Annotated in this window: 11 protein-coding genes and 5 pseudogenes; 5 read left to right on the top strand and 11 right to left on the bottom strand. The window is 64.7% G+C overall.

Going from position 1 to position 15,995, the window contains the following annotated elements:
- The first annotated feature begins 1,008 nt into the window (after window positions 1-1,008).
- Window positions 1,009-1,296: a DUF2283 domain-containing protein gene (locus tag AB0J29_RS33970; RefSeq protein ID WP_364794811.1), complete on the top strand. Its 288-nt coding sequence runs from the start codon at window positions 1,009-1,011 to the stop codon at window positions 1,294-1,296.
- A gap of 63 nt (window positions 1,297-1,359) precedes the next feature.
- Here the strand turns inward: AB0J29_RS33970 and AB0J29_RS33975 are convergent, their stop codons facing one another.
- From AB0J29_RS33975 to AB0J29_RS33985, 3 genes are all read right to left on the bottom strand, one after another.
- Window positions 1,360-1,728 (bottom strand): DUF4258 domain-containing protein, encoded by a 369-nt coding sequence (locus AB0J29_RS33975; RefSeq protein WP_364794813.1) that lies wholly within the window; start codon window positions 1,726-1,728, stop codon window positions 1,360-1,362.
- 984 nt (window positions 1,729-2,712) lie between these two features.
- On the bottom strand, window positions 2,713-3,303 hold the full coding sequence (locus AB0J29_RS33980) for a hypothetical protein (RefSeq protein ID WP_364794815.1): 591 nt from the start codon (window positions 3,301-3,303) through the stop codon (window positions 2,713-2,715).
- Between the two features lie 201 nt (window positions 3,304-3,504).
- Complete coding sequence (locus AB0J29_RS33985) at window positions 3,505-3,762, bottom strand: SDR family oxidoreductase (RefSeq protein ID WP_364794817.1); 258 nt, start codon at window positions 3,760-3,762, stop codon at window positions 3,505-3,507.
- On the opposite strand from AB0J29_RS33985, the pseudogene AB0J29_RS33990 reads away from it, so the two are divergent.
- Window positions 3,722-4,051: pseudogene (locus AB0J29_RS33990) on the top strand (NADH-quinone oxidoreductase subunit C); the annotation flags it as partial. The gene AB0J29_RS33985 and the pseudogene AB0J29_RS33990 sit on opposite strands and share 41 nt — an antisense overlap.
- Here the strand turns inward: AB0J29_RS33990 and AB0J29_RS33995 are convergent.
- The 7 genes and pseudogenes from AB0J29_RS33995 to AB0J29_RS34025 form a co-directional block, all read right to left on the bottom strand.
- Window positions 4,010-4,237 (bottom strand): annotated as a pseudogene (locus tag AB0J29_RS33995) (hypothetical protein); the annotation flags it as partial. The pseudogenes AB0J29_RS33990 and AB0J29_RS33995 overlap by 42 nt on opposite strands.
- A gap of 88 nt (window positions 4,238-4,325) precedes the next feature.
- Window positions 4,326-5,579, bottom strand: a complete 1,254-nt coding sequence (locus AB0J29_RS34000; RefSeq protein WP_364794819.1) for an NAD(P)/FAD-dependent oxidoreductase — start codon at window positions 5,577-5,579, stop codon at window positions 4,326-4,328.
- Between the two features lie 396 nt (window positions 5,580-5,975).
- Window positions 5,976-8,213 (bottom strand): M20/M25/M40 family metallo-hydrolase, encoded by a 2,238-nt coding sequence (locus AB0J29_RS34005; protein WP_364794821.1) that lies wholly within the window; start codon window positions 8,211-8,213, stop codon window positions 5,976-5,978.
- Window positions 8,214-8,350: 137 nt separating this feature from the next.
- Window positions 8,351-9,037 (bottom strand): annotated as a pseudogene (locus AB0J29_RS34010) (response regulator transcription factor); the annotation flags it as partial.
- Window positions 9,038-9,058: 21 nt separating this feature from the next.
- A pseudogene (locus AB0J29_RS34015) lies at window positions 9,059-9,892 on the bottom strand (histidine kinase); the annotation flags it as partial.
- 425 nt (window positions 9,893-10,317) lie between these two features.
- Window positions 10,318-11,256 carry an LLM class flavin-dependent oxidoreductase gene (locus AB0J29_RS34020; RefSeq protein ID WP_364794822.1) on the bottom strand — a complete coding sequence of 313 codons (939 nt, stop codon included), beginning with the start codon at window positions 11,254-11,256 and terminating at the stop codon, window positions 10,318-10,320.
- 133 nt (window positions 11,257-11,389) lie between these two features.
- Window positions 11,390-12,487, bottom strand: a complete 1,098-nt coding sequence (locus AB0J29_RS34025; protein WP_364794824.1) for an FAD-dependent oxidoreductase — start codon at window positions 12,485-12,487, stop codon at window positions 11,390-11,392.
- 206 nt (window positions 12,488-12,693) lie between these two features.
- Here AB0J29_RS34025 and AB0J29_RS34030 point away from each other — a divergent pair, with 206 nt between their 5' ends.
- Entirely contained in the window at window positions 12,694-13,170 is a 477-nt protein-coding gene (locus AB0J29_RS34030) for a MarR family transcriptional regulator (protein WP_364794826.1), read from the top strand.
- A 166-nt stretch (window positions 13,171-13,336) separates the two neighbouring features.
- Here AB0J29_RS34030 and AB0J29_RS34035 read toward each other — a convergent pair whose 3' ends face one another.
- On the bottom strand, window positions 13,337-13,696 hold the full coding sequence (locus tag AB0J29_RS34035) for a metalloregulator ArsR/SmtB family transcription factor (RefSeq protein ID WP_364794828.1): 360 nt from the start codon (window positions 13,694-13,696) through the stop codon (window positions 13,337-13,339).
- Between the two features lie 404 nt (window positions 13,697-14,100).
- Between AB0J29_RS34035 and AB0J29_RS34040 the strand changes: the two are divergent.
- Window positions 14,101-14,321: pseudogene (locus AB0J29_RS34040) on the top strand (hypothetical protein); the annotation flags it as partial.
- A complete protein-coding gene (locus AB0J29_RS34045; protein ID WP_364794830.1) occupies window positions 14,318-15,244 on the top strand; it encodes a ribose-phosphate pyrophosphokinase in 927 nt (308 codons plus the stop codon). The pseudogene AB0J29_RS34040 and the gene AB0J29_RS34045, both read left to right, overlap by 4 nt.
- The last annotated feature ends 751 nt before the right edge of the window (window positions 15,245-15,995 follow it).

Raw genomic sequence — 15,995 nt, forward strand, 5'->3', positions numbered from 1 at the left:
GAACGACCGACGCTTACGAGGAGGCATGCAGACATCCTAACCAGCAGGAACAACCATCCCGCTAACTCAGTGTCCACTCCCCGGGGTGAACCTCAGACGAGCACACTGATCGTTTACAAACACAACGTGGGACCGGCACCGGTTCCGAGCAAGCATTTGCCGTCGCGACAGATACTCCCGCAATCACGACTACCAATGCGGCCAGCGGTAAGGTTGCTATGCAAACTATCTACTTCAAGGTCCCCTCCTGGATGGTTCTACCTCGAGTTAGCTCGGTAGCGATCGGTCGAAATTGCTAATACGCAACTATCTTCCATCGCCAATCCCGCAATCTGTATGGTTTACAACATGTCTGGCACCCATATGGCAGAAGGAAGTCAGCGGGCCGCCTATCCGGAGTCTGGTTCGATGACCAGCCGTGCAACGGAACGCGGAAGATCCGAGAATAGAACCAGGCGGGCGAATAATCCGACAGCTCTGGCATCGCCGACTGCAGAGCGGCGGAATCCGGCAGCCATACCACGTGAGCTACCAGCTTAATCCTCGATTTTCGCCAGGAATGCGGCCTGGAATGATCGGTTTCGGATTGGGGTTTCAGATGGTATCCGACCCTGATGGGTGTGGTCGTCCGTCCAGTGTTGGCGGGTGGGCTGCCGGGTTCCACGGGCCCGGTGGTGGCCCTCGAGTTCGTAGAGGCGGCACGTTGTGCTGTAACCCAGGTGAGGTTCCCCGCTTTCACGGGGAGCTCGCACCCGTGGCCCGATAGACCGGAAGGAGTTCATCAAAGGATCACCCGCAGTACCCGGTCGAACTCGTATGGCGGGTTCTGGAGATTGCCTCGTCCACCTGTTACGGGTGGCTGAAACAGGCACGACAGCCCTCGGCGCGCCAGATGGACGACGAGGAGTTTCGCCCGACGAGATCCGTTGCAACGCACTACGTTCGAGAAGTAACCTCGTTCCCGACACCAGTAGCTGTACGAATTAGATGATAAGTGGGGATATGCTGATGACGACGCTGCCAAACAACACCTATATCGAGGAACTGACCTGGGACAGACAGGCCAACGCTGCATATCTTGCTATTCGGTCCGACCACCCCGGGCCGCGATATGCAGCACGCACAGTGCCAGCGCAAACTGAGGACGGCATACTATTGGCTACGCTTGACTTCGATGCAGACGGTGCGCTTCTTGGGGTGGAGTTACTCGATGCCGGGACGCAGTTGACTGCAGCGATGAAGGCGGCCGCCACTGACATCACGGGGGGTCGCCAAGGTACTGAGCCTGCCAAGTAGAAGTTACGCAGCTACCAGCATCGGTCGAGCGGGTTTCGCGTCAGCGAAACCCGCTCGCTGCTGTCAGAATACCGTCACGATGTACGCGTCTTCGCTGATAGCTACACAGATATTGTTCCAGCAGACCTTCCAGGTCTCCTTGTCGGGCTGCCAGACCCCGTTGACTTTGCTGGAAATAACGTCCTGTACCTGCATCTCACTGATATTGCGCAAAGCCATTCGCTCCCGCGCATGCTGGGTGTATCCTGCGATATAATTTGGTCGTCCCCTGGCGGCCTGAAAATCCGTGGGGGACCCATTGATCGCTTGTGCGCTTACCTGCCCTTCAAGGACCGCCGGGCTTTCCGCCACTGCACTGGCGACTGGCATGGCCGAAATGAGAATCGCTACTGCCGCCACCAGTTTTGCCGTGGCACGGGTGAATGTCTGCACTGCTACCCTCCCAAGTATCTTCCCCAGGCCGCTGTGAGCCTGGAGCGCATCCCCGCTGGCATAGCGCCGGTTGGACCACGCCGCTGGATGGATCCATCGTCTCAACGAATCTCACTAATTGCATTGGGCGGCAGCAGGTATGGCACTTCCTTGGCAGGGATGGCAGGCTCACCCCCGCAGGTCACTGCTTGTCAACTGCATCCAAGTCCTGGATCCGGCACGGTTCGTGTGATTGCCGCGGTTCGGAAATGCAGACGGGCGCTTGATGTTCGATCATGTTGTCCGGTGTTCTGATCTTGAACCGGCATCCGTCATGTTCCCACATCTGGATGGTCTGCAGATCGACGGGGTGGACTCCGCGCGGCTTCGGATGCCGCTCGACGTGAGCACTCGCGACAGGCCAACTGCTTACCCCGGCAGCGGAATCCTGTCGCGTCGAGTCCACAGTCGCTACCAACGGCGATTGTCCGACACCGCGATCACTGGCCGAGAGGTGCTGATCCGGTTGCAGGTGTAGCGGTAGCTCTGCGATAACTCCGACTGCGGCAGAGGGACTTTCGCCGACCACCTGCCGCAGCTGACAGGCCGGGAGCATCCGTGCCATCGGAGCCCAAATCGGCCTCGCACGAGGAACCGTGCGTCGCTTCGCCCGCGCAGCCACCATCGACGAGCTGCTGGTCAACAACGGAACAGGCCACCGGCCCAGCGTGCTCGACAAGTTCGAACCCTACCTACACCCGGTTCCGCACGACCTGGCCATGCCCATTAGCCGCCGCCCAGACCACCGTCGGTGGGGGTCGTGCCGTCAGCTGGATCATGAGCGTCCCGCACGACTGGACCGCACGACCCGCAACAGCTCGATGGGATCCTCGCAACGAGCGCAGACTCACCGGACCGGTCGGCCATGTCCGAGACTTCGCCGCGATCATGTCCGAGCTCCGCGGCCGTGACCTGGAGAAATGGATGACCGCTGGCGAGATGCACCTAGACCGGCATCGTCGCCTGCCTGTCCGGCTCGGTCACCAGGTCCAACCTCCGGACCCGAATCGTGATCGCGACAACGATCGCAGATATCACGAAAAACCCTGCACCCCAATAGAATCCGATGTCGAAACTGTGGATCGCCGCGCGTGCAAGCAGATCCGCGGCTGGCGGATGGCTGAGCACGTATCGCTCCGAGACCTGCACCGCGATCGTAGTGAGCAGCGCGGTGCCGATCGAGGCGCCGATCTGCTGCACCGCATTCAACAGACCACTGGCCACACCGGCGTCCTGATCGTCGATCGCGTACAGCGCGGTGGCTTGCATGGCCACGAAGATCTGCGCCATGCCGCGCGCTATCACGATCTCGGCAGGCAGCACAGCCGCCCAGCAGGCGTCGCCGACCCGCAACTGCGCCAGATAGATCAAGCCACCCGCCCCGAGCAGCGCGCCGGCCACCATCAGCACCCGTGGGCCGACCTGAGGCAACAAGCGACTGGACCTCGGACTCACACGAATCTTCGCCGAAACGATGGCGGTCAACACGGCATCCCGAGCCACCATGGCATCCATCGGGATGGAATACGTCTGCACCTTCCACCTTCAGTGGGAGCACCCGATCCCTGGGGCAGAGCGCGGCGAAGTCGAGTACGCGATCGCCAGCGACCGCTGGCGCGCCTGCCGGCTCTCCACGACATAACACCCGCATCGACCTGGCCGGATCGGGTGCCGATCACATGAGACGGTGACGGCCATCGACGTGGAGCACTGTCGCGGTGATGAATTGGTTGCGCATCACCGCCAGGAACGCCTGGGCGATGTCGTCAGGGTGCCGATGCGGCGGGCGGGGAGTCGTTGGGACAGTTCGGCGAATGCCGCTTGTTTGTCCATCTCGAGTTGGTCCCAGATGGGAGTGTCCACCCAGCCGGGCGAGATGACGTTCACTCGCACCGGCGCCATTTCGATCGCCAACCCGGAGGCTAGGGAGGCCAGCGCACCATTGGCCGCGGCCATGATCGTAGGTGGCCGCGCGATTACCGGCCACGAACGCATTCACCGTCACCTGTCGGGTGACGAAATATCCGACGCCGCAGAAGAACTCCTCGACACCGGATATCGACTCGCGTTGGCCGCCGCACATGACGACGGCCCGACATTGCGCGTGGTGTACCTGTTCCTCGCGGGCCGCCCCGACCGCCGGGCCGAGTTGGAATGCGTGCTGTCCGCCGACGAACCCAGCCTCCGTTCCCTGGCCTACCTGTCGTTCCCGGCCGGACGTTTCGAAGGAGAAATGTTGGACCTATACGGGATTCAGCTGCTCGGGCATCCGAGGCCACGCCGTCGTTTCGGCGTAGGACAGGTTGAAGCTCTTGTTGACCAGGGGGAATTCGGGCACGATCGTTTCGGTCATGGCTACCGGCAGGGCGGGCCGGTTGAACCAGGACGGGTCGACGATTTTGGCGCGGGTGAGGCGGCCGGTGTTGTCGGTCTCGACGCGATGCACGGTGGTGCCGCGCCAGCCTTCCAACCTGGCCACGGATGGCCTCTCAGCAGATACGCCGATCCGCGCGGCGCATCGACGACGAGGTCCTGGCCCATAGGTGCAAGACCGTGACTCATTCCGGCAGTGGGTCGGCTGCGAGTATTCGTGTTCCGCTCGCGGCCGACAGGCGCACCATGCGAAAGCCCTCATCGATCATTTCTCGTTCGTAGTCGGAAAGTGGCCGGCCGGTGTTCGCCTCGGTCAGCGCAGCAGCGAGGGCGGCCGCGTCGCGTAACGCGATATTCGCACCCGCGCCTGCGGCTGGGCTCATAGCATGGATTGCGTCGCCGAGCAGGGTGACGTTCGATGTCGGCCACGGCGGAACCGGAACGCTGCTACGCACGGTGATCGGGTAGATGCTCGTGGGAGTCCATCTCTCGACGATCCGGGTTACCAGGGGATGCCAACCGGACAGGTGCTCGAGCACCGACTCGCGCAGTCGCCGGCCGGATGCGGCGCGCAGTTGCGTGTCGGAGAGCCCGAGGTGATCGAGACGACAGCCGAACATCACGGCAAGGGTGTCATCGATCGGTGGGAAGGTTATCTCGGGCGCCAGTCGGGTCGCGGCCGTTGCCGGTGGCAGACGATATTGCACCGGCGCGATGCCGACGAACCGATTGCCAGGTCCGACAACGGAATTGAAAACACTGCTGACCATCTCTGGTGGCAGCCCGCCGCGCAGATCGGAGGTCAGCGGCACCCGGCCGTAGATCAGGCGGACCTGGGAATCCACGACCTGTGCTTGTGGCAGACGCTGGGCGCGGATCACCGAGCCGACGCCGTCAGCGGCGACCAGCACCGAGCCCTGGGCAGAGCCGCCGTCGGCGAAGCGCGCGGTGACAGTGCCGGTGTCACTGTCGTATCCCACGCAACGACGGCCGAAGTGAACGATATCGTCGAGGCCGCTGAGGAGAACCTGCCGCAACACGTGCCGGTCGATGACCGCATGCGCGGGCATGAGGCCATCGCCGGTAGCCGACTCCGGTGCAGAATCATCCAGAGCGAAAACTCCGGTCGGCCGCAGTTGGGGGTCGAAGCCGTTTATGTTCGGTGCCGGCCGCCCGGCGATGGCCGCGATGAGCCTGAACAGGTGCGGTGGCAGGGTCGCCGACAGCGCATCCCGGCCGTGTTCATCGATATGCAGACGATGGCCCTGCGCACGCGCGAACGCGGAGACATCTCGCTCGTAGACGGCAACATCGATTCCGGCACGGCGCAGGCCCTGAGCGAGGCAGAGTCCGCCCAGACCGGCACCGATCACGTGTACCGGCGTACGCCGCAGACCGGGGAAAGGGGAGAAACGTCGACGTGGTTCGAAACTGCTCAAGACACACCTCACCGGAGTCGGAAACGACTCCCACCTTCTCGATGCCACATGGCGCCGAGAACCAGTCGGTGAGGCCGAAGCCCTCGAGAGCCCGCAGGCCCTCCGGTGAGAAGACTCGATCACTGTACATCGCTCGGCCGCAACGAGGGCGCCACAGCCTGGCGACACCTGCTGACCATAGGCGGAACAAGCGAGTAGCCGCTGCCGTGTGTGCAAATAATCGAGAGCGAGCTCAGGCAACTCGAGATTCAGGGCACTATCGCTGAGCAGCACCAAAGAACTTACCGCAACGCATCCGGTCGCATCACCAACAATTGGCCCGGGCTACCGTGCTGTTCCGTTGGAAGACAAGGCGTTTCGATCCTGCCGACTACGACGAGACGGTGCCCTCGGACCTCAGAGCGCTGTGACGGTCGTGAATACCGCGACCGTGCTGTCCTGGCGGTAGAAGATATCCGCCGGCGGGTCGGCCAGATGCGAGTCCGGGAGCCAGCTGTAGTCGATGACCTGAAGCTCGAGTGGCCCAGCCGGTGCGGTGAGCTGCACCTCGATACCTTCGGTGGGAACGGCCGAGAACTGAAAACCCTGCCGCGGCACCGGTGTGATGTCGCGTCCGGAGACACGCAGCGCCTGTGGCGGGCTGTCGTATCGCAGGGCGATGGAGTCCGCCCCGCGAGTGGAGCGCAACCGCAGTCCGACGGTGCGACGGCCGGAATCGGTGGTGTCGGAAAGGATCTCGGCACTCGGTGCGGACAGTGCGCCGATCGGAGCGGAGCCGCTGGCGACCGCTTTGGACCACAATCCGGCGAACTGTGCCCGTGGCGGGCTCGGCTCGACGAACCGCCGCGTCCAATGATCGGGCTGTTGTTGCGAAACCCACTGTGCCTCATGATGATCGGCATCGAGCGCGTAGGACAGCTGGGACATCAGCGGATGCCGATCATCGAAGCGGTCGACAGCCAGACCAGCGGCCGCCAGCGCCACGGTGAGCACCAGCGCCGCAGACGGAATGATCGCGGTACGGCGGCTCGGCCACGCGTGTGTGAGCGTCGGCATCAACAGCACACCGAGAACCATCACCGCCGGCGCCGTGAGGTACGGTGCGCCGGCGATTCCGCCCTGCAGCCCCGCGAATGCCCACGTGCCAAGCACTACCGCACTCGGAACCAGCAAGATCGTGAGCACAGGCAGCCGCCACGGATCCGGTACTACGAAGGTGAGCGAAACGCCCAGCGCCGCGGTGAAAACGGGTATCACCACCACGACCGCGGCCGCCGGCTCGATGGCCGTCGATACCGCACCGATCACCGCCACCCCGCAGAGCAGCCCCGCGACGGTTGCCGACGCTCCGAACCATCGCCGAGACAGCGCATACCACGCGGTGAGTACGGCCAGGCACAAGACGAGTACGGCTGCGTAGTAGAACTCCGGCCGGTACGGATCGACGAACAGCACGCGGTACTGCGGCCGGATCGTGATGATCGCTTCCCACAGTCCGTAGACGGCGGCCATCGCAACCGGTATCGAAAACACTGCGGTCGCCGCCGAACCGAGCGAGCGGACTATGCTCGCCTCACCGCTACGCCGCATCCGCCACATCACCCAGCCGACAATGAGCACCGTCGCGACCGCGAGCACGACGATCACCCAGAGCGGTAGCACCACCAGCACCCCGAACGGTAGCGGGAAGTACGCGCTGTTCTCCTCCGCGAACGTACCGAGGTCGCGCTCACCGAAATCGCGGGCCAGCGCGACGGTATTGTCACCGAACTGCTGCACGGTGGCGAGGCTGACATGGCCGGGATCGTCGAACGGATTGTGGTAGTAGGCATTCTGGCCGGCGAAGGCCCAATCGAGCACTCGCAGACCGACGGGGTCGAGGGCGGCGAAATCGGTATTGCTGCTGGTCTGCGCACCGGCCAGCCTGGTCGACAGCGAGTCGGTATTCGGGTGCGGGGCAGCGCCTACCGCGCTGATCAACGTGCTGTTCGGCCGGCTCGTCCGCCACATCAGCGGCGGACCGCCGGCGCCACGGGCCTCATGGTTGATGACCACGCCGCCGCGCGGATCGACGCCGCCCGATGCCACGAACGCCTCAGCGCCCAGTAGGCCGAGTTCCTCTGCATCCGTCAGCACAACTACCAGGTCGTTGCGCAGTGTCGTCGCGCTCGCTTGCAGCGCGCGCACGGCTTCCACAATGGTGGCGACTCCGACGCCGTCGTCGTTCGCACCGGGGCCCGACGGCACCGAATCATAATGCGCCATCAGGTAAACGGTTCCGGTGGAGTCGCGGCCGGGCCGGCGGGCGACGATATTCCCCACGCGCGCCATGCCGAGCACGTCGCGCTCCAGCTGTGCGGGATATCGGCCGACGCCGTAGCGGATCTCGGTGTCCAAACCCAGATTTCGCAATTGGCCGGCGAGCTGCTCACGCACCTGGTCGTGTTCGGCGCTACCGACCGGATGTGGCCGCGACGCGATCATTTCGACCGTATCGAGCGCACGCTCGGCGCTGAACATCCCCGTGGGCGTGGACGCATCACGGTAGCCGTGCGGTTGCTGCTCCCATGCGGTGGCGACCACCACCGCCAGCAATATCATGAAGGCCAGCACACCGGACAGTCGACGCCTCACCTCATGCTCCTATCCCGCGAAGGGTCGGCCGGATTCCTACCCTATAGCGAACGCCTATGTGGCGTAGCGTAATTGGCCCCAGCATTGCCCTTGCCGCGCAGAACCATCCGATCACGGTCGCTGGATTCACCGGTACCACCGGGCACCACCATGCCGGATTCGTAGGCGAAGACGACGAGCTGTGCGCGGTCGCGTGCCTCTAGTTTGGTGAGCAGGCGGCCGACGTGCGTCTTGATGGTGGCCACGCTGACGTAGAGCGCGGCACCGATCTCGGCGTTGGAGCGCCCGGCGGCGATGTGCTGCAAAACTTCTCGTTCGCGGTCGGTAAGGATCGTGAGAGCGTTCGAGCGTGGGGCGGGGGCGGCGGGCTGGCGGGCGAACGCGCTGATCATCCGGCGGGTGATGCTCGGTGTTAGCAGGGCGTCGCCACTGGCCACCACACGGATCGCGTGCAACAGCTGCTCGGGTGGCGAGTCCTTGAGGATGAAGCCGCCCGCTCCGCTGCGCAGTGCTCGGAAGACGTGCTCGTCCTGATCGAAGGTGGTCACGATGAGCACGTGCGGGCCGTCCGCGCTGTCGGCCGCGATGTGCCGCATGGCTTCCAGGCCGTCCATGACCGGCATTCGGATGTCCATCAGGACGACATCGGGTCGCAGCTGCCGCGTCAGCCGGACCGTCTCACCGCCGGTGCCGGCCTCGCCGACGACCGTGAGATCCGGTGCGGAATCGACCAGGACCCGGAAGCCCGCACGCACCAGCGCTTCATCGTCGGCGATCAGGACGTGGATCGGGTCCGGCTCGCCCGTGGCCGCGGTGTCAGACATGGCGGTCCTGATGGGGAAGCTTGCGATGACGGCGAATCCGCCCGCCGCCTGCGGCTGGGCCTCGAACCGGCCGCCGAATAACGACACGCGCTCCCGCATGCCTCCCAGGCCGAGTCCCGAACCGCTGACATCGATTCCGGCGGGCGCTGCGGCGCGCGGGCCGTCATCGGTGATCGAGGCGGTCAATGCCCCTGGCGCATGCCGGATTTCGACCTGCGCATGGTCGGTGCGCGCGTGCTTGACCACATTGGTCAGCGCCTCCTGCACGATGTGGTACACCGTGGTCTGCAGCAATGCCGGATAGTCTGCCGGCGTCCCGAGCACGTGATACTCCACCATCAGCCCATCGTGCCGCAGCCCGTCCACCAACTCGGCCAGCTCGGCCAAGCCCGGCTCGGCCGGTTCGTCGCGCTGCCCAGGTTCGCGGATCTGCGACAGCACAGCGCGCAGTTGGGTCAGTGCGGATCGGCTGGCCGTCTCGATGGTGCTCAGTGCCTGGTGTGCCTCGCCCGGATTCTCCTCGATCAGCAGCCGGGCGACACCGGACCGGACAGCCACCATGCTCAGCGTGTGCGAGATCAGGTCGTGCACGTCGCGCGAGACCCGCAGCCGTTCCTCGGCCCGGATCCGGCGTTCGGCCTCGGCGGCGCGCTGCCGATCCTGGTCGGCGAGACTGCACTGATACTCGCGCCGGGTCTGGAGCATGTCGCCGAGCAGCCACCCCGGCACGGCCGTTGTCGGCGGCGCGGGCACCATCGGACGACTCGGTGATTCCGTCGAACCTCGGGCGCCGCCGGTGCCGGTTCGGCCACCCGACCGACCTTGCATTCCAGAGAGGAAGGCCGAAAGGCCCATTCGCCGTGTTCGCGGGGCGCATCGGCAGCTGCCGCGAGATAGACGGCGACATCGAGCGGATCGGCCGGCAGGGCTTGGCGGTTCTCTCCGGCGCACCAACTCGCCCACGCGAACCAATCGGTTCGATACGCCCGCAATGTATTCTCCGATTGCGACGCCTCCAGGTACTGCCGCAACGATTCTGCCTGCTCATCGTCGAACCGGTCGCGCACCGACCGCAGTTGCGGCGCAGATCGTTCATCTCGCAACGCGCGCTCTATCTTCCGTGGCCCACACCCGCCACCGAGCCTACGACAACACCGGCGGTCCGAGATTCGGTGTCTGTTCGCGGTATTCGCGGAATGCGGAAGGGTGGCGCCCGGCATCAGCCGCGCGCCTACTGCTACGTCGGAACTCGCCTTCCGGTCCGAGTTCGCCATCGTGCGTCAGTTCACAGCCCGGTTAGGGGAGCCGGTGGTCTCTGTGGCGATTGCTTCGCGTACTGCGGGGACGATTTCTCCGCCCCAGCGGTGCAGGGATTCGAGGTCCTGCGGTCCGCCTCCGGGTGCGAAGATGATGAATCCCGCTGCGTCGTGTTCGAGGACGGCGCCGGTCAGTTCGTCGATCCATTGCTTCGCGTCGCCACCGATCCAACGCCCGTCGGTGTCGCGGGTGGCCGGGAGTGGGTGGCGGGTTATGCGTCCGGGGAAGTTGAAGATCGTCCGGATGTCGGATGGTTCGCGTCCGGCGGCTGCGGCGGCCTCGTCGATGATTGGACGCGATCGGCGGTATCTTTCGCTGAGCCAGTCGGCCGCGTGACCGGGGAGCCATCCGTCGGCGACGCGTCCGGTGGCGGCGAGGGATTTCGGGCCGACCGATCCGGTCCACACGGCGGGCGCGAGGACAGGGGAAGGAACTACTTCTTCCACGTGGTAGTGCTTACCGTGGAAGGTGACCGGTGTGTTGCCGCCGGACAACTTCCTGATCAGGACGACAGCCTCTTCGAACGCATCCACGGCCTCGGCGGGGGACAGTCGTGTCACGCCCATGGCGGCGATGCGGTCCCACAGCCCGCCCGCGCCCATACCCAGCACGATTCGGCCGTTCGACAGCGTCGATAATCCGGCGACCGTGCGGGCCAGCATCGGGGCGGGGCGGGTCGGCAGGTTGGTGACGTTGGCCAGACCCGAGATGTGTTGGGTAGCACCGAGCAGAAAACCGATGGCGGCGTAGGCATCGATGCGGTCGCCGAGATAGGGGTGATCGGAGAGGGAGAAGATATCGAGCCCGTCGCGGTCGGCCTGCTGCACCATCCGCAGCAGTTGCGCACGGTCGTCGACGGTGCTGTGCGCTCCGAATCCGAAGACGACATCTGATTCAGACATGCTTATGTCCTTTCGTTGCAAGAAGATCGGTTGCTGGCGACCGGTCCGGTCGATGGGTTGCGCGGTCTGTCACCAGGCGTAGGCTCCGGGAGCTGACCGCGAGCCGTTGGGGTCGGGTGGCGTTTGCCGGTCGTTATGCTGCCGTCGGGCCGAATTGCTCGGTGAAGCGGCTGGTGAACAGGTCGGCGCCTTTGTACTGCGAGACCGTCGCAGAATCCACCACCGAAGGACCGTCCGCACTGGGGAGCTGGCCGACACCGCCCCGGGAGCCGAGCGGAAGCAGGATCATCGGGAACGGCAACGGCTGGTAGGTGGCGCTGGGTTGTTCACTGCGTAGTTGGGCGGTGATGTTGCGGGCCACTACCTCGGCGTGCTGCATGGCATATCCGGCCATCTTGGCTTCGGGGACGTCGGTGATATCACCGATGGCATAGACATGGTCGTGCCCACGGACCTGCAGTGTCTCGGCGACGGGAACTTGTCCTGCAGGGGTCGGGGTGGCGATTCGTCCGTCGGTGAGGTAGTCGCTGTTGATGCGCACCCCGTGTGCGCGGAACCAGATGTCGGCAGTGATCGGATCTCCGACGGTGGGTGTCACCGTAAAGGTCTCGGTCTTGCCTGCCTCTGTGGACGGCAGGACGTGCAGGCGGGTGCCGAGCCGGAGTGTGATTCCGGACTCAGCGAGCTGCTTGGACAGATCCTCGCGCAGTTCGTCACGGAATCCCGGCAGCAGTTGTTCGTTCGGATCGACGATCGTCACCTCCTTGCCGGGCCATGTCTCGGCGATCTCACCGGCCAGTTCCAGTCCGACCGGTCCGGCGCCCAGGATCAGGACGCGGTCGGCGGCCAGTAGTTCTTTATGGGTGCGGTGCAGATCGTCCCGTGCCGCGTCGATCGAATCGGAGACCGGCTTGGCCGGGTAGGCGTAGGTCGATCCGGTGGCCAGGACGAGATAGTCGGCTGCGATGCGATGACCCGAAGCCACTGTGACACCGGCGGGATCCGCGGCGATCACGCGATCCCGGACCACCGTCGTCCGGGTGAACATCGTGTCGTATGGGAAGAACATGTTGCCCGCCCACTCCGGTTGGGCCATCGCCCGCAGCGAGCCCGCCGCGTTGACGAATCCGTCTCGGGGATCTATCAGGATCACCTCTGCCTCGGCCTCGAGGGCCTTGGCGACTGCCGCGCCACCGTAACCTCCGCCGACGACGACCACTGTGTTGCTCATAGCTACTCCTACTGGACGAGAACGGATAAGTTCGTAGGACGAACGATAATAGTTCGTGTAGCGAACTGCAAGTGGTTCGATCTGCGAACTTCGTGTGGTTCGCGTCACGAACTGTCGATGGAATGGTTGCGCAATTGCGTGGAACGCGCAGTACCGGAGGTTGGTTCGTGCTACGAATTGGTTGAATCCTGAGGTAGGATCGCCCTGTGAGCAAAGAGGAAGACAGGGTCGGTGTAGTCGGCGGATTGGTCAGGTCGGCGTTTCTGGTCGATGCTGTGTATGCCGCATCGGGGCGCGAATACAACCTCACCCCCCAACAGGGGCAACTGCTCTGTGTGCTGATGACCCGGCCATACGGCATGGGTGAGCTCGGAGCACTGCTCAACCTGGCGAAATCGAGTCTGACCGGCATGATCGACCGCACCGAGCGTAACGGCCTGGTCCGGCGCGAACCGGATCCGCACGACGCACGCGCTGTGCGCGTCACGCTGACCACCGAAGGCCACACGCTCGCAGAGGATTTCTACACCGAAACGTGTCGACGGATCGATCGCCTCGCCGAGCATCTCTCCTCTGACGAACGGGATACGCTCGCCGCCCTGCTCGGGCGCATCGTTGTCGACAACAAAGCGCCGGTCGTGTTCGAGGAATACGACGAGATCCCTACCCGTGCCCGCAAATGAACCGCGAATGCGCGAACAGGTCTGCGGGCCACCCGACAACACCCCGCGACTGATCTGCCGCGCCGACGCGCCACATCAGCCAGATCGACCAGCACGTCGTGATACGCCATCAGCTGCCCCAACGGCAACGCCGAAACCGCGCGCGAAGAAGCTCCGCGCCGCGAGGTCAGCCCGAGGATTCGCTGACCAGGGTTGGTTCGGATAGCTCCTCGAACAACTCGGCCTGCCCCGCGACCACCCCGGTCAGGATGGCCCGCGCCACCTTCAACAGCTCGGCAACCCGCGGCGAGGTCAATGCGTAGGAGACCGACAAACCCTCCCGCCGGGCGGTCACCAGCCCGGTACGACGCAATATCGCCAGCTGCTGCGACAGATTCGCCGGTTCGATACCGACCTCCGGCAACATCTCCGAGACCGCGTAGTCGCGTTCGCTGAGCAGCTCCAACACCCGAATACGCGCCGGATGCCCGAGGGTCTTGAAGAAATCTGCCTTCATCCGATAGAGCGGCTGGTGCGCATCCCCCATGGTGACCTCCACTCTCCGGATACCGACAACGCTGAGATTACTTTCTAATCTTAGCAACTCGTCTGTGGGTCACCTGGCCGGTTCGGGCGGGTATCCGAGGCGGCCGATGACGCGCGCTGACGCAACAAAAGGTACTCACCCCACCGACACGGCTGCCGTCCACTCCGACGTTCGACAACACGAGCGGCGATCACGACCTGACCCCGCCGGAACCGATCACGAGTCAGATCGAGTTCGACACCACCCGGGACCAACGGCCTTGGTATCGGCGACGAGCGGACCTGCCGCTATCGGTGCCGGGCCGCAACCCTGAAGTGAGAGGTGGTCACGGATGTTGTTTCACGATCGCGGTGATGCCGGACGTCGGCTCGCGGCGCGGCTGGGACGGCCGCGCGGTGCGGGTACCAACGCTGCTGATTGTCGGCGGTGGCCGCCCGGCCGCGGTCGACCTCAACCGCTATGCGCAACGGGCCATGCCGTGTGAGAACGGGCTCACCATACCCACCTCGAACCCGGTGCGCTGGAACAGGTCGCGGCACTGGCCCGCGACTGGTTCCTGCCCCACTCGGCGCCCGCCGCCCTCGGCGGTCGCAACCAGATCGGAAAGGACATCACCCGACCATGACCGTGCTGCGCATCATCGCCGGCAGCGCCAACCCCGAGCTGGCCGCTACCATCGCGAACTACCTGGGCGCCAGCCCACCGGAGACCGTCCTGGAGCGATTCCCCGACGGCGAACTGCTTCCGACCGTCGAAAACGTCAGCGGCAGCGACGTTTACCTCGTGCAACCAACCCCGCCTCCGGTCAACGACCACCTCGCCGAATTGCTCTTGCTGATCGACGCCTGCCGGCGCGCTCGCGCTGCCCGTATCACGGCGGTAGTGCCGTATCTCGGCTACGCCCGCCAAGACCGGCATACCCGCGCGGGGCAAGCCCTCGGCGTCGCGGTGTTCACCCGGGCTATCGCGGCCGCGGGCGCGCACCGCCTGATCGTCGTCGATCCGCATACCCCAGCCCTCGAGGCGATCTGCCCCATCCCTACCGAGACACTGACCGCCGTCCCTGTGCTGGCTCAGGAGATCGCCCTGTCCGAGCGAGTGATCATCGCCCCGGACGAGGGCGCGGTGAAACTGGCCGAACAGTATGCACAGGGGTCCACGAATCTCCTTGCGGTGGTGCGTAAATGCCGCGAGAGTGGCACCACGGTCTCCGCGCTGGAGCTGATCGGCGAGGTACGGGGTAGGTTGCCGGTGATCGTCGATGACATGATCAGTACCGGTGCCACCATCGAAACCGCGCTCGGGCTGCTGCGCGAGCACAACGCCGCCCCCGATGCAACCGTGGCGGCCACCCACGGCGTGTTCGTGCACGGCGCGGTCGGGCGCCTGCACCGACTCGGTCTGCGGCACGTGCTGATCACCAACACCATCGCGCACCGGCAGCTGCCATCGGAGTTCCAGGTGTGCTCGATCGCGCCGCTGCTAGCCGAAGCCATTGCGGCCCTGCATAACAACCAGGCGCTGCATACAACGATGAGCACCGCATGACGGACAACACACCATCGTCAACTCCGGTCCCGCCCGCACAACGCATCACCGAACCGGGTTCTGTTCTGCGGATTTCCATCATGTGCACCACGTCTCCGGCGGCGGAGCCGGCTACGCCTGGCCCAGCGCTGGCCGGACAGGTACCCGAACGCCGCCATCCTCGCCGCAGAACTGCGTGAGCTCGGCTATCGGATCAACGCCCGGATTCTGGATCGCTGCCCGGTCCTGCGCAGCTTTCGATCAGCTGGTCGGAAACTTCGGCAGGATGCTGCACCAACGCCACGGCCGCCACCTGGATGCCTGGATCACAGCCGCCCAGGCCAGCGGCATCTCTCGGATTCAAGGGTTCGCGACCCGTCTGCTCAGGGACTACAACGTTGTCCGCAACTGACTCACCCTCCCCAGGAGCAGGGGCGTTCTCGAAGGCACCGTGTCGGAGTTGTAGGCCTCCAAAAGAACCGTGTGTGGCCGGGCGACTTCGACCTTCTCCGCCGCCTGCTGCTCAACGGGTGACCCGATCGGCAACGGCGCCACCAACTTTGTGCCAGAGCCAGAGCGATCTTCGTGTCCCTGACGAGCGGCGCTAACACCTTACAGACCCTTCACTTGCCCGTAACGATCTTGGTTCTCTTCGGTTCCGTGGTCGCCGGTATGTTTTCGCCGTGCCCCGGGCGGCCAGCTCGCCTGGCATACCGAGATCAACCCCGATGCCATCGGCATCCTGACCCGGCGTCCCAACCCTGGGGACATC

The sequence above is a fragment of the Nocardia sp. NPDC049707 genome, from assembly GCF_040674855.1.
GTDB lineage: Bacteria > Actinomycetota > Actinomycetes > Mycobacteriales > Mycobacteriaceae > Nocardia.